Origin of the sequence: Allokutzneria sp. A3M-2-11 16 (assembly GCF_024213555.1) — a bacterium.
Classification (GTDB): Bacteria; Actinomycetota; Actinomycetes; order Mycobacteriales; family Pseudonocardiaceae; genus Allokutzneria.
In genome coordinates this window covers 1-22,715 of the sequence record NZ_JANAVO010000024.1, presented here as the reverse complement: position 1 = coordinate 22,715, position 22,715 = coordinate 1, and the positions used below count along the sequence as shown (strand labels likewise).

Annotated in this window: 21 protein-coding genes; 11 read left to right on the top strand and 10 right to left on the bottom strand. The window is 69.9% G+C overall.

Going from position 1 to position 22,715, the window contains the following annotated elements; genetic code table 11:
- Window positions 1–98 precede the first annotated feature (98 nt).
- Window positions 99–1,685 (bottom strand): CocE/NonD family hydrolase, encoded by a 1,587-nt coding sequence (locus NLX83_RS38745; RefSeq protein WP_254240274.1) that lies wholly within the window; start codon window positions 1,683–1,685, stop codon window positions 99–101.
- 100 nt (window positions 1,686–1,785) lie between these two features.
- Between NLX83_RS38745 and NLX83_RS38740 the strand changes: the two genes are divergently transcribed.
- Complete coding sequence (locus NLX83_RS38740) at window positions 1,786–2,211, top strand: hypothetical protein (protein ID WP_254240273.1); 426 nt, start codon at window positions 1,786–1,788, stop codon at window positions 2,209–2,211.
- Here the strand turns inward: NLX83_RS38740 and NLX83_RS38735 are convergent.
- Genes NLX83_RS38735 through NLX83_RS38725 form a run of 3 tightly spaced genes read right to left on the bottom strand, consistent with a single transcriptional unit; the run spans window position 2,198 to window position 4,025 of the window.
- Entirely contained in the window at window positions 2,198–2,806 is a 609-nt protein-coding gene (locus NLX83_RS38735) for an energy-coupling factor transporter transmembrane component T family protein (RefSeq protein ID WP_254240272.1), read from the bottom strand. The genes NLX83_RS38740 and NLX83_RS38735 overlap by 14 nt on opposite strands.
- Complete coding sequence (locus NLX83_RS38730) at window positions 2,800–3,480, bottom strand: energy-coupling factor ABC transporter ATP-binding protein (protein WP_254240271.1); 681 nt, start codon at window positions 3,478–3,480, stop codon at window positions 2,800–2,802. The genes NLX83_RS38735 and NLX83_RS38730 overlap by 7 nt, the downstream gene beginning before the upstream one ends.
- A complete protein-coding gene (locus NLX83_RS38725) occupies window positions 3,480–4,025 on the bottom strand; it encodes a biotin transporter BioY (RefSeq protein WP_254240270.1) in 546 nt (181 codons plus the stop codon). Before NLX83_RS38725 ends, NLX83_RS38730 begins: the two co-directional genes overlap by 1 nt.
- 81 nt (window positions 4,026–4,106) lie before the next feature.
- Between NLX83_RS38725 and NLX83_RS38720 the strand changes: the two genes are divergently transcribed.
- The 3 genes from NLX83_RS38720 to NLX83_RS38710 all read left to right on the top strand — a co-directional run bounded on the left by NLX83_RS38720 (window position 4,107) and on the right by NLX83_RS38710 (window position 9,145).
- Window positions 4,107–7,106, top strand: coding sequence for a S8 family peptidase (locus NLX83_RS38720; RefSeq protein ID WP_254240269.1), 3,000 nt, complete (start codon window positions 4,107–4,109; stop codon window positions 7,104–7,106).
- Window positions 7,107–7,514: 408 nt separating this feature from the next.
- Entirely contained in the window at window positions 7,515–8,639 is a 1,125-nt protein-coding gene (locus NLX83_RS38715; protein WP_254240268.1) for an HNH endonuclease signature motif containing protein, read from the top strand.
- 83 nt (window positions 8,640–8,722) lie between these two features.
- Window positions 8,723–9,145: an ATP-binding protein gene (locus NLX83_RS38710; RefSeq protein ID WP_308209471.1), complete on the top strand. Its 423-nt coding sequence runs from the start codon at window positions 8,723–8,725 to the stop codon at window positions 9,143–9,145.
- A gap of 52 nt (window positions 9,146–9,197) precedes the next feature.
- On the opposite strand, the gene NLX83_RS38705 is transcribed toward NLX83_RS38710, so the two are convergent.
- Window positions 9,198–9,806: a hypothetical protein gene (locus NLX83_RS38705; RefSeq protein WP_254240266.1), complete on the bottom strand. Its 609-nt coding sequence runs from the start codon at window positions 9,804–9,806 to the stop codon at window positions 9,198–9,200.
- Window positions 9,807–9,826: 20 nt separating this feature from the next.
- Here NLX83_RS38705 and NLX83_RS38700 point away from each other — a divergent pair, with 20 nt between their 5' ends.
- The 3 genes from NLX83_RS38700 to NLX83_RS38690 are packed head-to-tail and all read left to right on the top strand — an operon-like array spanning window position 9,827 to window position 12,949.
- Window positions 9,827–11,170 carry a serine/threonine-protein kinase gene (locus NLX83_RS38700; RefSeq protein ID WP_254240265.1) on the top strand — a complete coding sequence of 448 codons (1,344 nt, stop codon included), beginning with the start codon at window positions 9,827–9,829 and terminating at the stop codon, window positions 11,168–11,170.
- Window position 11,171: 1 nt separating this feature from the next.
- Complete coding sequence (locus NLX83_RS38695) at window positions 11,172–12,485, top strand: flavin-containing monooxygenase (RefSeq protein ID WP_254240264.1); 1,314 nt, start codon at window positions 11,172–11,174, stop codon at window positions 12,483–12,485.
- Window positions 12,482–12,949, top strand: a complete 468-nt coding sequence (locus tag NLX83_RS38690; RefSeq protein ID WP_254240263.1) for a DUF6314 family protein — start codon at window positions 12,482–12,484, stop codon at window positions 12,947–12,949. The genes NLX83_RS38695 and NLX83_RS38690 overlap by 4 nt, the downstream gene beginning before the upstream one ends.
- Window positions 12,950–13,017: 68 nt before the next feature.
- Here the strand turns inward: NLX83_RS38690 and NLX83_RS38685 are convergent, their stop codons facing one another.
- From NLX83_RS38685 to NLX83_RS41525, 4 genes are read right to left on the bottom strand one after another with little or no spacing between them, the layout of a single operon-like run.
- On the bottom strand, window positions 13,018–15,978 hold the full coding sequence (locus tag NLX83_RS38685; protein WP_254240262.1) for a BTAD domain-containing putative transcriptional regulator: 2,961 nt from the start codon (window positions 15,976–15,978) through the stop codon (window positions 13,018–13,020).
- A gap of 18 nt (window positions 15,979–15,996) precedes the next feature.
- A complete protein-coding gene (locus NLX83_RS38680) occupies window positions 15,997–17,391 on the bottom strand; it encodes a TfuA-like protein (RefSeq protein WP_254240261.1) in 1,395 nt (464 codons plus the stop codon).
- Window positions 17,392–17,418: 27 nt separating this feature from the next.
- Complete coding sequence (locus NLX83_RS38675; RefSeq protein WP_254240260.1) at window positions 17,419–18,606, bottom strand: YcaO-like family protein; 1,188 nt, start codon at window positions 18,604–18,606, stop codon at window positions 17,419–17,421.
- Complete coding sequence (locus NLX83_RS41525; RefSeq protein ID WP_256565104.1) at window positions 18,603–18,737, bottom strand: hypothetical protein; 135 nt, start codon at window positions 18,735–18,737, stop codon at window positions 18,603–18,605. Before NLX83_RS41525 ends, NLX83_RS38675 begins: the two co-directional genes overlap by 4 nt.
- A 229-nt stretch (window positions 18,738–18,966) precedes the next feature.
- Between NLX83_RS41525 and NLX83_RS38670 the strand changes: the two genes are divergently transcribed.
- Genes NLX83_RS38670 through NLX83_RS38655 form a run of 4 tightly spaced genes read left to right on the top strand, consistent with a single transcriptional unit; the run spans window position 18,967 to window position 21,521 of the window.
- On the top strand, window positions 18,967–19,293 hold the full coding sequence (locus NLX83_RS38670; protein ID WP_254240259.1) for a YciI family protein: 327 nt from the start codon (window positions 18,967–18,969) through the stop codon (window positions 19,291–19,293).
- Window positions 19,290–20,555, top strand: a complete 1,266-nt coding sequence (locus tag NLX83_RS38665; protein WP_254240258.1) for an RNA polymerase sigma factor — start codon at window positions 19,290–19,292, stop codon at window positions 20,553–20,555. The genes NLX83_RS38670 and NLX83_RS38665 overlap by 4 nt, the downstream gene beginning before the upstream one ends.
- Complete coding sequence (locus tag NLX83_RS38660; protein ID WP_254240257.1) at window positions 20,552–21,124, top strand: maleylpyruvate isomerase family mycothiol-dependent enzyme; 573 nt, start codon at window positions 20,552–20,554, stop codon at window positions 21,122–21,124. Before NLX83_RS38665 ends, NLX83_RS38660 begins: the two co-directional genes overlap by 4 nt.
- Window positions 21,125–21,134: 10 nt before the next feature.
- Window positions 21,135–21,521 (top strand): VOC family protein, encoded by a 387-nt coding sequence (locus tag NLX83_RS38655; RefSeq protein ID WP_254240256.1) that lies wholly within the window; start codon window positions 21,135–21,137, stop codon window positions 21,519–21,521.
- Here the strand turns inward: NLX83_RS38655 and NLX83_RS38650 are convergent.
- Window positions 21,518–22,636 (bottom strand): HNH endonuclease signature motif containing protein, encoded by a 1,119-nt coding sequence (locus NLX83_RS38650; RefSeq protein ID WP_254240255.1) that lies wholly within the window; start codon window positions 22,634–22,636, stop codon window positions 21,518–21,520. The genes NLX83_RS38655 and NLX83_RS38650 overlap by 4 nt on opposite strands.
- Window positions 22,637–22,715: the final 79 nt, after the last annotated feature.

Here is a 22,715-nt window from a genome sequence, read left to right as displayed (position 1 = left end):
CGTGAGCTTGCAGGCGTAACTGTGCTCTTTCTGCGCCGAACCGTTTCGTTCGCAGGTGACCCTGGCCTCCAGCTCGCATATTTTCGGGTGCCGCCGAATCATCGCGTCGGAAGTGTGATCGCCGACGGGTGTTCGGGCGAGTGGAACACTTCTTGGTCGGCGGGGAACAGGGTCCGCGCGACGGCGTGGTGCTCGCCGCTGCCGGTATTGCGGGCGAAGCGGGGATGAGCACCGCTGGACACCTGCACCCGCACCCGATGACCGCGCGCGAAGCGATAGGCGATCGGGGACAGCGGGACCGACACCTGGGTCACGCCGTCCGGCTTCACGTTGACGAGCCCGTCGCAGACGTTCACCGATCGCCCGCGTGAGTCCACATCGCACAGTCGCACGAACACGCCGGTGTCCGGACGGCTCGACCGCAGCCAGATCCGCGCGCCGACCTCGCCGATGATCTCCAGGTCCGCGGTCAGCGGCGAACAGGTGAAGGTCAACACGTCCGAGCGCGCTTCGAGGGCGCGGTTGTCCTTGCGCCCAGCGCCGCGCGGGGTGAGCAGCGGACCGCCCACGGACGGCGTCGGATCGGCGGGGTCGTAGCGGTACCGCGAAGGCTCGCTCGCGGCAGGAACAGCCGTGCGCAGACCGCCGTCGCCGTGCAAGTGCCAGTCCCGCGGCGCGTAGCCCTCGGGCGGCCAGGTCTCGTAGTGGCGCCATTCCCCGGCTCCCACAACGAAAAGGCGGACCGGAGCGCGACGCGGTGGCTCCTCGCCACGGCAGTGCGCGCCCGCCCACTCCACGGTTTCCCTTACCGCTACCCCGAATCCGGCCAATGACGCGTGCTGCCAGGGGCCGATGATCAAGCGCGGTCGCCTGCCCGCTCGTTGCAGCGCGGTGAAATCGGCGATCTGGTCGCTGAGGAAGATGTCCTCCCAGCCCGCGACGAGGCTCGTCGGCACGGTGATCGCGGAGACGGAAGTGCTGTGGTCCCAGTCCTTCCAGAAGCTGTCCTCGTTGTCGTGGTGCACGCAGTCCTGGTAGAACGGCCACCGCTCACCGAGCACGCGCAGATCGGCATCGGCCATCGGCAGGCTGTTCATCGCCTGGCGCACGGCGTTTTCCCGATAGCCCTTGAACCGCCGCTCCTGCCTCGCCGTCTGCACCGACCAGCGCAGTGACGTGTCGAGGCCGAAACCGCCGCGCGGCAGGAAAGCCAGCGCCAGCCGCGACGATGACACGTGCGGCACCATCGCCTTCACCTCCGGCGGCGCGTCGGCGGCGACGGCCCACTGCGTGTAGCCGAGGTAGCTCGGCCCGGCCAACGCGAGCGTGCCGTCGAACCACGGCTGCCGGGTGACCCACTCAATCGTCGCGAGACCGTCCTCGCGTTCGTGGCGCATCGCCCTGAAGTCGCCGTGCGAGCCGAAAGTGCCGCGCACACTGGTGTTCACGACCTGGAAGCCGCGCTCGGCGTAGATCCGGGCGAGCACACCGCCCCAGTTCCCGCGCCCGTACGGGGTGCGGATCAGCATCGTCGGCAGCGCCGCGCCGGAAGGCCGCCAGTGGTCGGCGAGCAGCACCCCGCCGTCCGGCATGGTGATCGGTATGTCCCTGGTGACCTTGACTTTCCGCGTGATCGGACGGGGTAGCCGGAGCAGACGCTGCGCCAGATGGCTCACCAGGTACATACGATGAACCGTACGGTCAGGGTTGGTTTTCGACCACTGGACGATTAGGCGTTTCGGGTTGCCCTTGCTTGGGAACCGGCCCGGCGAGGTACTCGGGGGCATGGCCTGCGACCCTGCGTACGAGGTGCCGATCTGTCCGGAGGGGACGGATCACGCGGCGCTGCGCGCGGAGATCGCACTCAAACTGGCCGAGATCCTGCAGACCGTTCGTGAGGCGCGCGCCTACCTTTTGGCCGTGCGAAGGCTGATCGAGCACGCCGACGATGCGCTGGAGGACCTGGTCAGCCTGCTCGCCGCGGACGGCAGACGGGACCTGGCCGCGTGCGTGCAGCTGGAGGTCATCGAGGAGAACTTCGTCGCCGAGCGCTGGGTGACCCGGCTCATCGAGGAGTTCGACCGCAACTACTACGCGGCGTTCCGGCGCATGGAGGAGAACATCCCGGCGGAGATCGGCCACGTGAGCGGGGCCGAGGTGCTGGACGCGGTGCTCCGCAGTGTCATCGATCCTAGGGTCATCGATCCCTAGCGTCGTCGAGGCCGCGGGCGTCGAGCGCCTCCGCGATGTGGTCGGCCATCCGCAGCACCTTCACCAGCAGCGGCAACAACAGCGCGAGCGAGGAGCGCTCCACGCCGCGGGCGCGCTGGGCCGCCCGGATCTCGTCGGCCTTCTCCTTGATCAGCGGGATGAAGCGCAGGGTCAGCGACAGCACGAACGCGATGCGGTGCGGGCGCAGACCGAAGACCCGCAACGGACTCGCCGCGCGTTCCAGCGCGCTGATCATGTCCTCGGTGCGGCTGGTCATCGTCACCAGCGTGGCCAGCAGGATCAGCGTGATCAGCCGCAGCAGCACGGCGAACGCCGAAGCCCAGCCCAGCAGCAGCACCTGGGCGACGCCGAGCAGGGTCAGCACGAGCAGGAGCGGGCGCAGCTGCCGGAGCAGCTCCAGCAGCGGAATGCCCGCGAGGCACCACAGTCCGACCACGACGAGCAGGGTTCCGCCCAGCACGAACGGGTTGGTGACGAAGAACAGCCCGATTCCGCTCAGCAGCAACACGATCAGCTTCGCCCCGACCGGAAGGCGGTGCAGCGCCGACGTTCCCGGGCGGTACAGGCTCAGCATGGCGCCATCAGGTCGAGGTAGGCCGGGATCGCCCGCGCGGGCGCGGAGTCCTCGACGATCCGGCCCCCGTCGAAGACCAGCACGCGGTCGAAGTCCGACAGCAGGTCCAGGTCGTGAGAGACGACGACCACTTGGTGCGGCAGTTCCGCGATCACCTTGGTGGTGCGCCGCTTGTTGCGCAGGTCCAGCATCGTGGTCGGCTCGTCGAAGACTACGCACTCCGGTTCCAGCGCCAGCACCGCCGCGATCGCCAGGCGCTGCTTCTCGCCGCCGCTGAGCAGGTGCGCGGGCCGGTCGCGCAGCTCGGTGAGCCCGTGCTCGGCCAGCACCCCGGCCACCCGCGCCGCGATGTCCTTTTTGGACAGACCACGGTGCTTGAGGCCGAACGCGACATCCTCGGCCACGGTGGGCATGACGATCTGCACGTCCGGGTCCTGGAAGACGAAGCCGACCTTGCGGCGCACGGCCCTGCCCTCGGTGCGCGTGTCAAGGCCGTCGACGAGCACCCGCCCCGCGGTCGGCACCTGGAGCCCGTTGAGCAGGCGCGCGAAAGTGCTCTTGCCGGAGCCGTTCGCGCCGATCACCGCGATCCGCCGCTCGGTCAGCTCCACCGAGATCCCGTGCAGCACCCGCCGCTCGTCGTAGCCGTGCTCGACGTCCTCGAACAGGAACATCAGGGCGCCTTGACCAACGGGTAGGCGCGGCGCATGGTCACTCCGGCGATCGAGGCGAGCACCACCTTGACCGCGTCACCGGGGACGAAGGCCAGCGAGCCGGTCAGCGCGGTCCCCAGGTCGAGCCCGCCCGCGACCGCGAGGAACGGCACGCCGATCAGGTAGGACACCACGATCCCGCCCGCCGCGTTGCACAGCAGCGCCCACGCGAGGTTGTAGCGGTTCCACACCCGCTCGGTCAGCCAGCCGATCACGAACGCGGCGATCGGCCAGCTCAGGACGAAGCCGCCGGAGGGGCGCAGCAGCGCCGCGAGGCCACCCGCGCCGCTGGACAGGACGGGCAGGCCCACCGCGACCAGCGCGACGAACACCAGCAGCGCCAGCCCGCCCTTGCGCGCGCCCAGGATCGAACCGGCGAGCATGACGCCCAGCGACTGCGCGGTGATCGGCACCGGCACGAAAGGCAGCGGGACCGCCGGGAACAGCGCCAGCACCACCACGATCGCGGCGAACAACGCCACGTGCACCAGATCCTTCGTCCGCATGAGGACATCTTGCTTCGTGGGGCGCCGCCAACCAACTCGGCGAACTCGGCGTCAAAGCCGCATGTGAGAGCACAGCATCGGGTGTTGTTGGTGGTCGCGGCGCTCGCCACCAGCGTTGTACCCGCCAACGCTTCACCCGCGCCGCTGTCCCCCGCCTCGGTGGTGACCCTGGTCACCGGCGACCGCGTGGACGTCCAACACGGGCGGGTGGCCGTCCACGCCGCTCCCGGGCGCAAGCACATCCGGTTCCTGCACCGCACGGACGAGCGCGGTGACCGGGTGGTCGTGCCGATGGACGCGGCCGAGGCGGTCCGGACCGGACGGCTCGACCGGCGTCTGTTCAACGTGACGCGCTTGATCGCGATGGGGTTCGGCGACCGCGCGCGGCCCGATCTCCCGCTCATCGTGGAGCAGGCGGCAGCCCGTGCGCTGCCGAAGGCGGAGCGTGAGCTGCCCAGTATCGGCGGGGTCGCCGTGCGCTCGTCGAAGGCGACCGCCGCGCGCACGTGGTCAGGGCTGGCGCATGCGCGGGTGTGGCTGGACGCGCCCGTGCGGGCAGCGCTGGACCGCAGCACCGTCCAGGTGGGAGCTCCGGCCGCGTGGCGAGCGGGGCACACGGGCAAGGGCGTCACCATCGCCGTGCTCGACACCGGGGTCGATGCCACGCACCCAGCCCTCCCGCGTGTCGTCGCGGCCAAGGACTTCACGGGCTCCGGGACTGACGATCGGCAGGGGCACGGTACGCACGTCGCGTCGATCGCTGCACGTGTCGCGCCGGATGCGGTGCTGCTCAACGGAAAGGTGCTCGACGACGGAGGCGGCGGCAGCGAGTCCGCGATCATCGCCGGGATGGAGTGGGCCGTCGGGCAGGGCGCCAAGGTGGTCAACATGAGCCTCGGCGGCCCGGCGACCGACGGCAAGGACCCGATGTCCCTCGCGGTGAACCGGCTGACCGAGCGCACCGGCGCGCTTTTCGTGGCCGCCACGGGCAACCTCGGCCAGGCCGAAGCCGTGATGAGTCCGGCGGTCGCGGACACCGCGCTCGCGGTCGGCGCTGTGGATTCGAACGACGCGCTGGCCGGGTTCTCCAACCGAGGTCCGCGCGCGGGCGACGACGGCTTGAAGCCTGACATCACCGCGCCCGGCGTCGGGATCGTCGCGGCCAAGGCGCGCAACAGCACGCCCGAGGAGCCGGTGGGCGACCGGCACGCGCGCATGTCCGGCACGTCGATGGCCGCGCCGCACGTGGCCGGTGCGGCGGCGATCCTGGCCGCTCAGCACCCGGACTGGCGCGCCGACCGGCTGAAGGCCGCGCTCATGGGCACCGCTCGGCCGAACCCCGCGCTCGGCGTGCACGACCAAGGGGCCGGGCGGCTCGACATCGCGAGGGCCAGTGCGCAGACCGTGCACGCCATGCCCGCGAGCATCCACAACGGCATCGCCAAGTGGCCGCACGGCGACGACGAGCCAGTCAAGACCACGGTGACCTACCACAACTCCGGAGCCGCGCCGGTAGTGCTCGATCTGACTCCGGATGTGCGGGCGCCCTCAGGCATGTTCACCGTCCACCCTGGACAGATCACCGTGCCCGCACGCGGCTCGGCGAGCGCTGTTCTCACAACGGACACGCGGGTCGCCGCGAGCGACGGCCGATACGGCGGAGCGCTCACCGCGACCGGCGGAGATGTGTCCGTGCGGACGCCGATCGGGGTGACACGAGAGGCGGAGAGCTACGACTTGAAGCTCAGTATCCTTGACCGGCAAGGAAAACCGGCCGCGAACGCGTCTCTTCAGCTCGACTCGCTCGATCGTGTCGCCATGTACCAGTCTGAACCCGGCGTCGTCCGGCTGCCCAAGGGACGGTACTTCCTCCAGGCTTCCACGTGGGGCGACGAGTCGACCTTCTTCGCCGAGCCGACCCTGTTGCTGGACAAGGACACCGAACTCGTCCTCGACGCCAGGGACGGCAAACCGGTCGGATCCACAGTGGACAAACCAACGGCGAGGGAGTTCCAGGCCCAGGTCGAAGTCCGGCGAGTGACGCCTTCGCACATGGTCGTGGGTGGTGTGTCAGGGGAAAGCCTCGCCAGGACATTCGTCCGCCCGTCCCGCACAACCGCCTCGCCAGGCGAGTTCACCTTCGCCGCCGAGCAACGCCTCGCGGAACCGGACGGGAAGGGCGGATTCGCCGGTAGCCCCTACCTGTACAACGTGCGCATCGTTCGCGACGGCGTGGTCCCTTCGGACCTGACCCGCCGGGTCACCGACAGTTCCCTCGTCGCCGTCCAGGGTTCGCACGCCGCGACAGGATCAGGTCAGGTCGGCGTCCGCGAGGGCGTCATCAAGACTCCGTTGCCCTTCACCTTGAACGAGTTCTACACCCCTGGTATCCCGTGGACCAGTTCATTCGAAGCTGGGACAACGAAGATCTCGGCGGTTCCCCGGGTCTTCACGAAGCCCACCGTGGAGCGCTGGAACACCGCCGTCCTCGGCCCCGCCTTCCCGAAAGACCAGCCCGGCCAGCACGCCGGGCGCGAAGGCGATGTGATCGAGATGCGCATTCCCTTGTTCAGCGGGCAGAACGAGCACCAGTTCGGCTTCATCGAGGACACTCCGGGCACAACGAAGCTCTTCCGTGACGATGTGTTGCTCGCTTCGAGTCCGCATCCCGGCTGGGCCGAGTTCTCGGTGCCCGCTTCTCCTTCTGCTTACCGGCTTGAGGTTTCGTCTCCTCGGGTTAGTGCACAGTGGACGTTCCGGTCTGGGCACGGTTCTTGCGACCTGCCGCTGCTGGGCGTGCGGTTCGCGCCTGACGTCGATGTTCACAACGTCGCGCGTGCCGGGGCGGTCTCGATTTCTGTTTCTGTGCACCGGAATGGGGGTGGTTCGGTGGTTGCCGTGCCTTCGGTTGAGGTGTCGTTCGATGATGGTGGGCGGTGGGAACCTGCTCGGGTCGTTGATGGGGCGGTGTCGGTGGTGAATCCCGCTGGTGGGTTTGTGTCGTTGCGGGCTCGGGTGGGGGATGGGGAGGGGAATACCGTTGTGCAGACTGTGATTCGGGCTTATGCGGTTGGTGGTTGAGCTTGGTTGGGCTTCTAGCTTGGCTGGGGCTTCCAGCGGGGGTGGGCTTCCGGCGGGGGGCGGCTGAACTTCCAGCTTGTGTGGGCTGGGCTTCCAGCGTTCGCGGGCTGGGGCTTCCAGCGGGGGAACGGCTGGACTTCCAGCTCGCACCGGTACCAGCGTGGGTCGGCTTGACCTGGGGCCCCTTGCGCGTGCCCTTGGGCCTTTCAGGGGCACGGGATGAAACCCCGGCCCTCGCGGGGGAGCGTATGGCACGCGCACCCCAGGTAAAGCCGACCGGTTTCGTTCGCGACTTACCCTTGCTGGGGCTTGCTTTTCTTGTCTTGTGGTCAGTGAAACCGTTGGTGCGCCTGGGAAATTCACTCCTTAGAGCCATGATCACCTATCCTGACCAGCTAAAATAGAGACATGCCCCCTGCCGACATCGAAGACCAAATCCTCACCTCCTACATCGGAATCGGGGCCGCGATCGCAAAATTCGACGAACTCGTGGCCGCCTTCTTCCACCAACTCAGCCCACATGATCAGCAGTACGCCGCTGACATCCTGATGCCGCTGTTGCGCATCACGCAGGTGAAAGGCAACCGCCTGCTCGGCAGGGCCCTGGACCTCGTCGCCCGCCCGGCCGTGCTGGAAGCCTTGGCCGATGGACGCCTCGATGAGGGCAAGGCGTTGATGATCGTCGACCAACTCAGCGTCCTCACCGCAGTCGACGCCACCACCGCCGAACCCGCCCTGATCGCCCACGCCGCCGTCAACAACCACCCCGCCACCCAGCGGTATGCCAAACGCTACATCGCCAAACTCGACGCCGAAGCGGCGTTGCGCCGCCACCACGAGAAACGCAAACAGCGACTGGTCGAGAAATTCGTTCTGGATGACGGCATGTGCAGTCTGCGTCTGGTCATGTCCGCCGTCGACGCAGCGTTGGCCTTCGATCGCATCGACCGGATCGCGCGGGCGTTGCCGAAAGACGACCGTACTCTGGATCAGAAGCGGGCGGACGTCGCCGGAGACCTGTTCCTGGGCAAGGAAACCAGCGCACCGCAAGGTGAGGTGCGGGTCCACATCGCCATGCCCCTCACCACCGTCCTGGGTTTGACCAACGACCCCGCTGAACTCGCCGGATACGGACCCATCCCCGCCGAAACCGCACGCACCGCCGCCGCCAACGGCATCTGGAAATGGATCAAAACCGACCCGGCGACCGGCATCGCCGAACAGATCGGCAAGACCACCTACCGCCCCTCCGCACAGATGCGCGAACTACTCCAGGCGAGGTATCCCACCTGCACGGCTATCGGCTGCAACCAGCCGTCACACCGCTGCGACATCGACCACTGCTGTCCCTTCGACGGCACCAACACCATCCTCGACAACCTCCGGCCGAAATGCCGCCACCACCACCGTATGAAGCACGAATCCACCTGGCACTGCGAAAACCTGGACGACGGACGACACATGTGGACCACACCCAGAGGCAGGACCTACGAAACCGAGATCCAACCCATCGCCGACCCCGTCCCCTTCTAGCGGTCGGCACCGACACATCTCATCAAGTTGTCCATTGTGGACGAATGGTGTCGGCGGACGCGCGAAGATCCGGATAGGCGGACATCGCGCTCCGGGTTGACGGACTTGGTTGTTGGGCGCGACACGCCCTTGTTGATCAATGCGGGGAAGGGCCCTGCCCGGCGGGTTGGCTCTGGCTTGCGAAGCGTTCGACCTCACACGCTGCGCTCACTCACGCTCGGGACCTCACCGCGGCCATTATGAAATCCAAAGTGGACGGATCGATCGCCCGGACCATCGCCCGCATCTGCGGCATCGACCTCATCGTGGTCGATGATATCGGGCTGCTCCCGGTCGCAGCCGAGTCCGCCGAAGCTCTCTGCCGGGTTGCCGATGCCGCATACGAGCGGCGGTCGATCGGCTCCTGCGCCACGCTCACCTTCGCCACCAAGGGCGATAGCCACCGCCTCGCCGAAGCCCTCACCGGTAAGGGAGTGATCTCGCTGCACTCCGACACCACCGAGTGACCCATACGTCCGCCCACCCGGAGATCATGACGACCGTTGACGAATGGTGGAATCAGCGGCCCAACCAGGCGGCTGACTTCTCCGCCGTCTCCAGCATCCGGAGCGCGGTGTCGCGGTCGGACATCGGGTAGTGGACGCTCAGCTCCAGGTTGGTGACAGCGGACGTGCCGGTGAAGTGGTAGGTCGCCTCGATCTCCTCACCATCGCGGAGATAGCGGTAGACGACCTCCAGGTTGGCGTCGCCGAACGAACTCCTCGGCAAGGGGCGCTCGGAGAGCAGGCGGTAGCCCGGATTGCCGCGAACCCGCCCCAGGTGGCGGTCGGCCATGGCGCGGGCGCCGAGCAGCGGGGCGCGGCCGAAGACACCGGTGATGTCGACGCGCAGGCGGATCCGCTTCGACGGGTCGGTGAAATCGGACCAGAACGCGCCACCGACCCGCTCGGGCCACCCGGCGGGCACGGCCATCACGAGGGTGGACGGGGTGGCCTCGGCGACCCAGTTCCGCTGGGCGTAGCCGGGCGCGGGGGAGGACGTGACGCCCGGGGTGGGAGCGGGGAGCATCGGAACCGCGGGGCCGCCGACCTCGACGGGGCCGCCGCAGCCGGTCAACGCCAGCGCGAAGACGGCGAACACCGCTCCGCGCGAGACGCCCCCGACCATGAACCGGCATGATACGGGCCATGCCGGTGCCCGGACGGATAGGCCGATTCGAGGTGGTCGAGCGCATCGGAGGCGGTGCGTTCGCCTCGGTGTGGCGGGCCAAGGACGACGCCCTCGACTCCACGGTGGCGATCAAGGTGCTGTCCGCGGACTGGCTCGACTCGGCCGACGTGCACTCGCGGTTCCTCGCCGAAGCGCGAATGCTGCGGCGCGCGGAGTCGGACCGGGTGGTCCGGGTGCACGACATCGGCGAACTGCCGGACGGGCGGCCCTACCTGGTGATGACCTACGGGGATCGGGGCACGCTCGAAGAGCGGATCGCGGCGGGGCCGCTGCCGTGGCGCGAAGCGGTCGACATCGCCGTGGAGATCGGGCTGGCCCTGCAATCGCTGCACGCGGACGGCGTGCTGCACCGGGACGTGAAACCATCGAACGTGCTGTTCCGCTCCGGACCGGACGGGAAAGACCGGGTACTGCTGGGCGACCTCGGTCTCGGCAAGCTCCTCAGCGAAGCCTCGACGCTGACCATGATCGGTGGAACTCCGGCCTACATGGCACCGGAGCAGGCGGGCGCGGACGAGCCGGTCAGCGTCCGCACGGACGTCTACGGACTCGGCGCGCTGCTCTACCGGACGGTGACAGGCCGCCAGCCCTACGAGAACAACGAGATCACCGATATCGCGGAGCGCGACGCGCCGCCGCGAGTGCGAGACGTGCCCGCCGGGCTGGACGCGGCACTGCTGCGGGCACTGGCACCCAAACCCGCGGACAGGTACGGCGACATCGCCGAGTTCGTCGCGGACCTCCGGAAGCTGCTCGTTCCCAAGCGGCGCCGGTGGCCGATTCCCGTTGCCCTGCTTGCACTCGCGGGCATCGCGGCGGGGGCCTGGTACGTCAGCCGCCCCGAACAGGTGGAGGTCGGCGACGGCACCAGAACGGTGAGCCTGCGCGTACCGAGGGCCTGGGCGGGCGAGCTGGCCGGGGCCGGCTGGGACCCGGTGGTACTCGGTCTCACTCCCGGGCGCTGGCCTGGCCTGGTCGTGGCGGAGTCGGTGGCGGCCTTCCCCGCGCCCGCCGATCCGCGGGCAGGCGTGTTCGCCGGGGTGCTGCCACCGATGTCGGCGCTGTCACCGAAGGACTTCGAGGCCAGGACCGGCAAACCGGGCTGCGTCGCCGTCCCGGCGGCTCCTCCCGCCGTCACCGGCCTGCGCGCGGCGCACACCCGGCGGTGCGGCGTCGCCTTCGTCGCGGACGCGCTGCTGGAGCTGTCCGGGCAGCAGGTCTGGGTCCAGGTCAAACAGTCCGCCGACGATGCGACAGCGTTCCGCGAGGTACTGAGTTCCGTGGCGCTCGGGCGGCGCTGAGGTGCGGCGGTACGCGGTGATCGGCGCGGGCCCCGGCGGGCTCGTCGCGGCCAAGGAGCTGCTGGCCCTCGGCGCGGAGCCGGTGATCTTCGAACGCGCGGCGGAGATCGGCGGCGTCTGGCGCGCGGGCGGTCTGGCGTGGCCCGGGATGTCGACGAACCTGTCCAAGCACAGCTGCTGCTTCTCCGACTTCCCGTGGCCGCACGACGCGCCCGACTTTCCCCGCCGCGACGACATGCGCGCCTACCTGCACCGGTACGCGGAGCGGTTCGGGCTGACGCCGCGTCTGCGGCTCGGCGAGGCCGTGACCACCGTGCGAGGCAAGATCGTCAACGGCGAGCCGTTCGACGGCGTGGTCTTCGCGTCCGGGGTCTTCGGCCCAACTGGTACTGGGTACCACGGGCCGGAGTGCTATCGGGGCAAGCGTGTCGTGGTGGTGGGCGCCGCGTTCTCCGGTGCCGAGATCGCCGCCGAACTCGCCGCGGCCGGGGTCGCGGTCACGGCCGTGGCGAGCAGGCCGATGTGGTTGCTGCCGCGCTATCTCGACGGCGTGCCATGGGATCTCGCCAGCTACCGGCGCGGTCGGCCGAGGCTGTCCCGGGTGGAGTCGAACCGCCGCTTCTCGCGCATCGCGGTGAACCCGGGGGAGTTCGACGAGCGGCTGCGCCTGGAGCCGGACGGTGATGGGCCACCGTACCTGGTGGTATCCGATCTCGTTCCGGAGGTGCTGCGTGCGGGCGCCCTCCGGATGGAGCCGGGCCGAGCCGTGCGGCGCGAGCCGGGCGCGGTCGTCCTGGACTCGGGTGTCCGCCTGCCCTGCGACGAGGTCGTCGAGTGCACCGGTCACCGCCTCGAACTGCCCTACCTGAGCCAGGACCAGCGCGCCGCGCTCGGCCACGACCCGGCGGACCTGCTGCAGCCGCTGCTGCTGCACGAGTGCACCTTCCACCCGGACTTCCCGGACGCGGCGTTCGTCGGCCTCTACCGCGGGCCGTACTTCGGCGTGCTGGAGCTGCAAGCGCGGTGGGCGGCGGCCGTGCTGACCGGAGCTTTGCCCACGCCGACCGGGATGAGCGCCGGACTCGGGCGGCAGCGGGAGATCCGCGAGCTGGACCCGCGTCCGCAGTTCCCGCACGGCGACTACGTCGACATGGCCGATCGCCTCGCGGCCGAGATCGGCGTCCTCCCCGATCCGCCGCCGGACGGGCCGCTGCTGCCCGCGCACTACCGGCTGCGCGGTCCCGGCAGCGCCCCGGACGTGGCGGCGGCCGAGATAGCATTCGTGGCGCGACGAACCGCCGGGAGCCAGCCATGACCCAAGATCCGCTTGCGGGGTCGAGTACCGCTACCGACACGGCTGAGGGCCGCCTTTTCCTTTCCCTGCCCGGGAAATGGGGTTTGGCGCGGGCGATTCCCGGTACCGGCTCGGTGTCCGGGGTCGCCGAGTTCCGCCCGCTGCGGCCGGACCTGTTGCTCTACCGCGAGGAGGGCACACTGGAACTCGGTACCGGACAGACCCACGACGTGAGCCGCGAGTACCACTACCTGTTGGAGGACAACCAGATCCGGGTCTGTTTCGTGGAGCCGCCGGAGTTCGGCCGCACGATGCACGTCCTGCGGCTGGACGGTGCCGAGGCCACCGACGAGCACCTGTGCGACCAGGACCTCTACACCGGCCGCTACCGGTTCGAGGGGCCCGACCGCTTCACCGTCGAGATGCGCGTGCGCGGCCCGAAGAAGGACTACTCGATGCACACCACCTACGACCGCCTGCGCTAGCCACGCGCGGGGGGTTGGGTGCGGTTGGAGACGGTTTCAGCGGGGGTTCGGGGTACTTGAAGACGCCCCTACCCGAGGATGTGTCGGCGGACTTCCTCCAAGCGGGGGTGGCCGAGCTCCTCCAGGATCGCCACGGCCTCCCGCCAGTGGTCCTGGGCGCGCCCGGCCTCGCCGGTCTCGTCGTGGACCTGCGCCAGCAGTTCGAGCACCTCGGCCTCGTAGAGCCGGAAGTGCTTGTCGCGGTAGACCTCCAGGCACTCCACCAGCAGCGGCCGCGCCTCGCCGTGCCTGCCGACGCGCAGCAGGGCCTCGCCGAGGTTGTGCAGCACGGCGACCAGGCCGACCACGTCGCCGAGCGACCGCGCCGGGACCAGCGCCGTCTCCAGCGACAGGATCGCGTCGTCCACGTCGCCGCTCTTCATCTGCGCCCGGCCGAGGTTGCTCAGCGTGCGGATCTCCAGGTGGTGGTTGCCCATGCGCCTGCTCAGCTCCAACGCCTGCTTCAGGAAGCCGGTCGCGTCCTCGAAATCGCCGCGGTTGGTGTGCGCGACACCGAGGTTGCCGAGCGTGCGCGCCTCTCCCGTCACGTCACCGACGGCACGGCGGAGCGCGAGCGAGTCGGTGAAGTACTCGATGCAGACGTCGATCTCGCCGAGCTGGCCGTGCGCCACGCCGAGCAGGCTGCGGACCATCGCCTCGGCCTGCCGGTCACCGATCCGCTGCGCGGCCTTCAGCGCGTCGCGGCCGGTGGTGATCCAGTCCTTGTAGTTGCTCAGCCGTTCGAAATAGTGCTTGAGCACCAACGGCAACTGCCACGCGAGGGGGTGCATGCCCTCCGTCGTCAGAGCCACGCCGACGGCCGCGACGAGCGTGGCGTGTTCGTCGGCCAGCCACTGGAACGCGTCCTCGTCGCTGGCGTGCTCTGGCAGGTGCTCCGGCCGCGCCACCGGGTCCAGCTCGATGTCGACGAAGTGCGGGAAAAGCCGCTCCCGCGCGGCATCCGCCGCGTAGAGGTACCAGGTCAGCACCCGCTCGACGGCCGCGTGCCGCTCCTGTTCCCCGGCGTGCTCGGCGGCGTACTCGCGGAGCAGGTCGTGCAGCCGGTAGCGCCGCGCGGTCACCATCGTGAGCAGGTGCTCGTCGACGAGCTCGTCGAGCCGCCGCCGCGCGGTCGCCGGATCGGTCCCGGTGAGCGCGGCGGCGGACTCGGCCGTCGCGTCGTCGCCGGGATGCACGCCCAGCAAACGGAAGAACCGCTGCGCCTCCGGTGCGAGCGCGCGGTAGGACAGGTCGAAGACGGCGCGCAGCCCCCGCGTTCCGGAACTCAGTTCCCCGAGCCTGCCGCTGGAGGTCCGCAACCGGTCGGCCAGATCGCCGAGTGTCCACAAAGGACGGTTCTGGAGCCTGCGCGCGGCGAGGGCGACGGCGAGCGGCAACCGCCCGCACAGCGCGGTGACCTGGTCGGCGCCCGCGGCGTCGACGCGGTGGCCGCCCGCGATCGTGGCCAGCAGCGCCGCGGCGTCCTCGGGAGCGAACAGGTCCAGCGCGAGGGTGTTCGCTCCGTCGAGCGCGAGGTGCCGCCTGCTGGTGACCAGCACGAGGTTGTCGGGGCTGGCCGGGAGCAACGGCTGCACCTGGCGCTCGTCGGCGGCGTTGTCCAGGATCACCAGCGCCCGCTTGCCGTGCAGCCGGTCCCGGTACAGCGCGGCCCGCGAATCCAGGTCCCTCGGCACCTGCGCGCCCGGGACACCGAGCAGGCTCAGGAACGAGGCGAGCACCACCGCCGGATCGGCGGGCGGCTGGTCGGAATGCGCGCGCAGGTCGACGTAGAGCTGGATGTCGCCGTAGCGCCCGGCCGCCACCAGCTGGTGCGCGAAGTGCACGGCCAGCCGCGTCTTGCCCAGCCCGGCCATGCCCTCGATCGCCACGATCGGCAGCGCGGTCCTGGAATGCCGCAGTTGGGCCAGCCACCGCAGTTCCGCGCCGCGACCGGTGAAGTCGCCGATGTCGGGCGGCAGCTGCCGGTGCGCGCTCGCCGACGCCGAGATCGGCAGGCTCACCCGGTTGTGCAGCACCCGCTGGTGCGCGTCGGCCAGTTTGGGCCCGGGGTCGACGCCGAGCTCGTCGGCGAACCTGCGGCGGACCTCGTCGAAGGCGGTCAGCGCCGCCGCCTGCCGCCCGCTCGCGGCGAGGGTGAGCACCAGCCGCGCCTGCACCGCCTCGTCCAGCGGCTCGGCCGCGGCCAGCCTGCGCAGCGGCGCCAGCGCGCGCTCGTCCTCGCCCAGTTCGGCGGCCAGCTCGGCGAACTCCAGCACGAGCGCCTGCCAGTCCTGCCTGATCTCCGCGACGCCCGCGTGGTCGTGGAAGGCCGGGAGATCGGACAGCGGCGCGTCCCGCCACAGCGCCAGCGCCCGCAGGCACGCCTGGGCCGCGTCCGCCAGGTCGACCCGCTCCCGCGCGGCGCGGGCCTCGGCGGCCAACCCGCGGAAGGCGAGCAGGTCGAGCTGATCCGCGGTGGCGTTGAGCTGGTAGCCGGTGGCGGTGGCGGTGAGCTGCGGGCCCTCCGGGGTGAGCCGCCGCCGCAGCCGGGAGATGTGCGTTTGCAGGATCTCCACGACGTTCGTGGGCGGGCGGTGCCCCCAGACCGCCTCGATCAGCGCGTCGCGGGAGACGGGTGCGTTGGGGCTCAGCGCGAGCGCGCCGAGCAGGGTCCGCTGCGGCGCGGACCCGAGGTCGATCACCTCATCGCCGGTGCGGAGCACGAGCGGGCCGAGGACGCCGACGCTGATCCCGGTGGCGGTGCCGTTGTCCCGCACCAACTCCGCGGTCTCGGCGGCGGAGAGGCCGAACGCGTCGGCGAGCCTGCGCAGCGTGGCGGGCCGGGGCCGGACGATGCGGCCCTGCTCCAGGTCGCGCAGCCCGGCGACGCTGATCCCCGCCGCGGTCGCCGCCTCGGTCTGCGTGAATCCCGCTCGTGTTCTCCAGAGCCTGATCCTGGGGCCCAACGAACTCCGCGCAGCCCGATCCACTCGCACAGCGTAGAGGCATCAGCACGCGCGAGCGGGCTCCGGGCTCGCCTCGAACCGCACCTCTTCCGGGTTGTACTTGGCCAGCAGGTGCACGTAGCGGCCCGCGGCGACCACGTTCTCGGCGGAGCCGAGCCCGCGGTCCAGCGCGGCCAACTCCAGCTGCCGCACAGGCACTCCCCAACGCCGAGCGGTGTCCTCGGTGATCCGCTTCTCCGCGATCAGGTCGACGTGGAAGGAGTGGTCCCGCTCGGCCAGCTTCGTGTTGACGGCGGTGGCGTAGGCGGCGAGCCTCCTGGCCCGCGCGAACGCCGGAGTGCCCCGCAGCGCGTTCAACGCCAGCTCGTCCCAGGTCAGCGATGGAGCGATGCGGAAGCTGCGCACCAGGAACAGGGCCAGTTGCTGGCGCGGCGTCAACCCGCGCTCGGCCTCCGTGAGCCATTCGTCGAGGAACACCTCGTGCACCGCCGAGTCGACTCGGTAGAGACCCCAGTGCTCACCGTGGTCTACCGCCACTTCAGCCGATGAACGACCCGCCTGCGGCAAGCGGCATTCCTGGCGGCACTGATCGGCCAGCCAGTCCAGCACCAGGTTCCGGTGCAGCAGCGGGTAGTCGGTGGCCAGCAGCTGGCAGACCCGCAGCGCCGCGAGGTCGCTGATCCAGGTCGAGGTGCTGGCCTCCACCTCGCCCCGGTTCTCCAGCTCCCACCCGTGCACGAACAGCGTCCGGCTCAGCCGCAGCGACGGGAGCTGCTGGCGCGGCAGGTCCGGTTCGCGCAGCGCGTCGAGCAGCAGCAACGCGTCCTCGCGCTTCTGGTCCACCGCGCCGCCGTCGACGAAGCTGGCCAGCTGGAGCAGCTCCTCCTCGTTGACGCCGAGGTCGCGGCCCACCGCCCACATCGCCCGGTAGCAGCGCGCGGCATAGGGCCGCTCGGCCATCGCGCCGATCAGCAGCTCGCGGGTGGCGGGGGAGCAGTAGCCCTGCCGTTCGGCGGCGGCCAGGGTGGCGCGCATGTTCACCAGCGGCTCCGACAGCGGCCGGTAGTCGTGCTCCGGCAGGCCGTGCAGCAACGTCACCTCGTCGTCGGCCTCCAGCAGGCCCGCCGTGTAGTCGGCGTAGATCTCGCCGATCCCGGTCATGCCGAGGGTGTCCAGCTCCGCGGCGCGCAGCGCGCCCATGCTGGCGGCCCCCAGCACGCGCACACCCCGGTTGATCATCACCAGGATCTCCTTGTGGGTGATCGACCGCGAGTGGTGGAAGTAGCCGTCCACGATGCCGATGACGTCACCGGGACCGGGGTCGAGCCGGAGGAGGTCGTACGCGGCGATCGGCGGCAGCACCTGGACATTGCTGTCCGCCAACAACTTCGCGGCGTCCGGCAAGGTCGGGCCGACGAACAGGAAACGCTCGGGCACGGCTGTCTCCCTTGATCGGATGTGGGCTCAAAGGTGTTGGGGGAACAGCAATCTGGGCGCGACCACCCTGGCGACCGGGACCTCCAGGTCGGCCCTGGTGAGGTCGACGACGAACGGGCAGACCCCGGTCGCGGCCAGCACCCGCTCCACCATCAGTGCGTTGTCCTCGGTCGGGCTGCGCACCGGAAGTGGCTTCACAGAACCGAAATCCCGTTCATCACCGGAGGCGGCCTCGGCGGCGGCGGACTCCCGGTCGCGCAGCACGGCGAAGGGTCCGGTCTGCCGGTAGGCGGGCTTGCCGACGTCGTCGCGGGTGCCCGCGATGTAGGTGACCCGGGACTGCGCCGCCTCGGTGAGCGCGCGGCACAGCGCGGTCTGCGGGTCGAGGTGGCAGCCGTAACCGCGGCTGTACACCGGGAACGCCTCGCTGAAGATCCGGGCGCCGAAGCACGGGACGCCGCACGGGCCGTCCAGGACCTCGACGAGGACCTCGACCTCGGCGTCGGCGAAGCGCGCCAGCAGCCCGGCCGCCGGACCGTCCACAGTGTCCAGTCGCAGCCGCGGCGGGCGCAGCCCGGAGCGCTGGTGCCGGGCGACGGCGTCGCGCTCGATCACCTCGGTGAGCCCGTGCCTGATCGCCTCGTCGAGGGTGTTGCCACTGGCCAACCCGTTGGTGGTGCCCGCGAACACCGGTGGCGTCCACTCCGGGCGGACCCGCCCGTCCAGGCGCAGGCAGGCGGTGGGCACCCGGGTCTCGCCGGAGCCGTCCAGCCGCCGCGCGCGGTTCCAGCGCAGCCGCAGCGCCGGGTTGAGGCAGGTGCGCGGGGAGCGGTCCAGGTCGCGCATGCGGTAGCCGAGGCCGGGGGCGGCGGCCCCGGCCTCGGCCTCGGGGAGGTCCGGTTCGACGCGCTCGGCGTGCCACAGCTCGATGGCCTCCATCGCCGCGCCCACCTTGGCCGCCGCCCTGGTGAGACCCTTGCCCTGGGAGACCGACAACAACCAGGCGTTCGGGCGAACGGCCTGGTAGACGGGAATGCCGATCTCGTCGAGCCAGGTCAGGTCGGCGAGACGGGTGATGCCGACCGTGCGCAGCCTGGGGGCGAGCCAGGCCAGCGTCTGCTCTGGGGAGCGCAGCCGCTGCTCGACCGGACCCGTGGTCGCGGTGGTGCTGCGAAGCGGGCCGGTGACGCCACCGGCCCGCCCCTCGGTGTTCACCAACCCAGGTACTCGGAGGCCGCGGACTCGTTCCGCACGGTCCACGTGACGGCCGAGTACTCGCGCACCTCCTGGCGCTGGGCGAGTTCGCCCGCCAGTTCCTGCGCGTTCGGGACAGCGATGCGGTCCATCTTCACTCCTGGGGTTCGCACTGACTTGCCCGACCAGGATGGCAGCGGCGACTGGCACGGCGCTGACAACACAAGGTTCTTTCGGGTTGCTGTTTTCGCTGCTCAGAGCCCCATTCGCGAGATCATCGGGGCCCGCTACGGCCGGACTACGGTTCCGGTTCCCCAGCAGGTGTCCGTCCTGGGTGATCCCATTCGTCGGTAGGTCGGACACCCGTGACGAGGAGGACGCGTGCACTACATGTTGTTGATCTGCGGGGACGAGTCGGCGGCCGAGCACGCCCAGGACGGCTGCGGCGGCTGGTCGGAGGAGATGGTGGCAAGGGACGTCATCCGGGGTGGTGGTGGGCTGCACCCACCGAGCGACGCGACCACCGTGCGGGTGCGGGACGAGCGGCTGCTGCTCTCCGACGGGCCGTTCGCCGAGACCAAGGAGCAGATCGGCGGCTTCTGCCTGATCGAGTGCGCCGATCTGGACGAGGCCATCGAGATCGCCTCGAAGCACCCGGCGGCGAGCTACGGCACGATCGAGATCCGGCCGCTGCTCCAGTTCCCGTGACCGTGCCGAACCCGGAGAACTCGGAGAACTCAGCGATCTCGGCTGTCCTCGCGCGGGCGTTCCGCGACGAGTGGGGCCAGGTCGTGGCGACCCTGATCCGCGTGACGGGGGACTGGGACCTGGCCGAGGAGTGCGCGCAGGACGCGTTCGCCCTCGCGCTGCAACGCTGGCCGCGGGACGGAGTACCGCGCAAACCCGGCGCGTGGCTGACCACGGCCGCGCGCAACCGGGCAACCGACCGGCTCCGCCGCGACGCGGTCGGCGCCCTGAAACTGCGGGAGGTAGCCGCGATGGCGCACGAGCCTGATTTGCTCGATGACGAGGAGATCCCCGACGACCGGCTGCGGCTGATGTTCACCTGCTGCCACCCGGCGCTGGCACCGGACGCGCGGGTCGCGCTGACGCTGCGCACCCTGGCGGGACTGAGTACCACGGAGATCGCCAGGGCGTTCCTGGTCGGCGAGCAGGCCATGTCCAAGCGCCTGACCAGGGCGAAGCAGAAGATCAAGAATGCCGGTATCCCGTACCGGGTGCCACCGGCGCACCTGCTCCCGGAGCGCACGCCCGCCGTGCTCGCGGTGCTCTACCTGCTGTTCAACGAGGGCTATTCGGCGAGCGCGGGTGCCGACCTGCTGCGGCCCGACCTGGCGGGCGAGGCGATCCGGCTGGCCAGGGTGCTCGCCGAGCTGATGCCGGACGAGCCGGAGGCGGTGGGGCTGCTGGCTTTGATGCTGCTGCACCACGCCCGCCGGGATGCCCGTGTCGGCCCGGACGGCGAGCTGATCACCTTGGAGGAGCAGGACCGCACGCGGTGGGACCGGGCGGCGATCGGGGAAGGCGTCGCGCTGCTCGACTCCGCGCTGCGGCGCCGCAGTCCCGGCCCGTACCAGGTCCAGGCCGCGATCGCCGCCTGCCACGGGACCGCCGCTTCGGCCGGGGACACCGACTGGCCGCAGATCGCCGCGCTGTACGGGCGCCTCGCCCTGCTGACGCCTTCGGCGGTGGTGGAGCTCAACCGCGCCGTCGCCGTCGGCATGGCCGATGGTCCCGCCGTCGGGCTCCGCCTGGTGGAAGCGTTGCAGGCCAAGGGAGAGCTCGCCGGGTACCACCTGCTTCCCGCGACCCGCGCGGATCTGCTCCGCCGCCTGAACCGCCACGCCGAGGCGGCCGTCGCCTACCGCGAAGCCCTGGAGCTGACCACAACCGACACCGAACGCCGCTACCTCGCGCGGCGGCTCGAAGAAGTAGGGGGTTCCCGGTGACCGACGTCCGCGCCGCCATCGCCGCCGAGCGCGCCGAGCTCGCTTCGCTGTTGACGGATCTGCCCGCGCCCCAATGGGATCCGCCCTCCCTCTGCGAGGGCTGGCGGGTCCGCGAGGTGGTCGCGCACATCACCATGGCCTACCGCTACTCGCTCCCGCGCTTCCTCGGCAACCTGGCGAGGTCCGGCGGGAACTTCAACCGCATGTCCGACCGCTGCGCCAAACGCGACGCCGCAGTTCTGTCCACAGAGGACTTGCTGGTTTCGTTGCGGGACAACGTGAACCACCCGTGGAAGCCCCCGGGCGGCGGCTACGAGGGCGCGCTGTCGCACGACGTCATCCACGGCCTCGACATCACCGTGCCCCTCGGCGTCGACCGCCGCGTACCGCTCGATCGGCTGCGGATGGTGCTCGACGGGATGACCGAGAAGAACGTGAAGTACTTCGGTGTCAACCTCGACGGCGTCCAGCTCCGCGCGACCGACATGGACTGGACGCTCGGTTCTGGCACCCCGAAGTCGGCGCCAGCCCAGGACCTGTTGCTTTTCGTCTGCGGCCGCACAATCTAAGGAGATGGTCATGTTCATCGTCAGCCTCCCGATCGAGGACCGCGCCCGCTCGCACGGTTTCTACCGCGCCATCGGCCTCCACCCCGTGGGCCCGCTGGCCGAGGACGGTTTGCCGGAGCCGCTCCAGTTCGACCTCGCCGAGGGCGCCCGCCTGATGCTGATCCCGCAGGGTGGTTTCGGCTGGGTGACCGGCGGCCGACCTCTCGCGCCGCGCGGCAGTACCGAGTGCCTCCTGAGCCTCAGTGCCACTTCCGAGGAGGCCCTGCAAGACCTGGTGCGCCGCGCGCAGGAAGCGGGCGCGGAACTGATCTCCAAGCCCGAGCACCAGCCTTGGGGCTACACGGCCGTTTTCGCCGACCCGGACGGTCACGCCTGGATGATCACCGTCGCTCCCTAGAACGGGGCCGGTTCGGCGATCGGCTCGACTTCCGATTCGTAGGTCTTGCCCTCCGGCGTGATCCACACATGCCGTCCGTCTTCGAGGTTCTGGCACTGCCAGCTGGTTTCGTGCTTCATCCGGTGGTGCCGCCGACACTTCGGCCGAAGGTTGTCGACTGTCGTGTTCGTTCCGTCGAACGGGCAGCAGTGGTCCAAGTCGCAGCGGTGGACGGGCTGGCGGCATCCGATCATGGTGCAGTGGGGGTAGCGGGCGGCGATGAGTTCTCGCTGCTTGGTGGTGGGTCGGTAGGTGGTGACGTCTTCGGCGATGCCGGTGGCGGGGTCGGTGAGGATGCGCTTCCAGATCCCGTTCGCTGCGACATCGCGTGCGATGTTGATCGGCAGGGGTCCGTGGCCTTGGAGGATGGCGGGGTCGTCGTCCATGCCGATGAGTGAGCTGATGGCCATGGTGAGGTTGACCGTCACCTTGCCTTGCGGGGCACCGGTTTTCTTGCCCAGCAACAAGTCCAGGGCCACATCGACGCGCTTCTGGTCCAGGGTGCGGCCGTCCTTCGGTAGGCCGCGTGCGATGGCGTCGATGTGGTCGAAGGCTAGGGCGGTGTCCAGCGCGGGCATGATCAACCGCAGTGATGCCATGCCGTCCTCAAGGTTGGTCTTCTCCACTCTGCGCTGCTTGCGTCCCTCCTGGTGGCGGCGTTCGACGGCCTTCGGGTCGAGCCGGTCGATGTAGCGGCGCGCGTACTGACGGGTCGCGGAGTAGGCGTTCCTCTCCGCATGCGCCAACAGAACCTGCTCAGCCGTCGCCGCCTGCACCGCCGAGAGAGGCTGAAGCAGTTCGACGATCATCAACGCTTTGCCCTCGTCGACGCGGCCTTCGGCCAGCGCCCGGAGAACCACGGGGCGCGCGGTGAGATCAGCGGCTTTGGCCAGCAGTCGGGATGCTTTCTCCTTCGAGATCCGCAACAGTGGCATCAGTAGCTCTTCGGCGTACTCACGTTCAGCGGGCCGGAGCTGAGCGACGTACTCCATCAACGCCACCAGAAATGCAACGACTGCTGTACCGATGCCGGTGAAGGTTGCCTTGACTTTCGCATCAGTGATATCGAGGGTCATGCCTCCATTTTATCGCACAATAATAGTCGATCATGGCTCTAAAGGATGAATTGCCAGGCGCCCGAAAAGCCCGAAACGC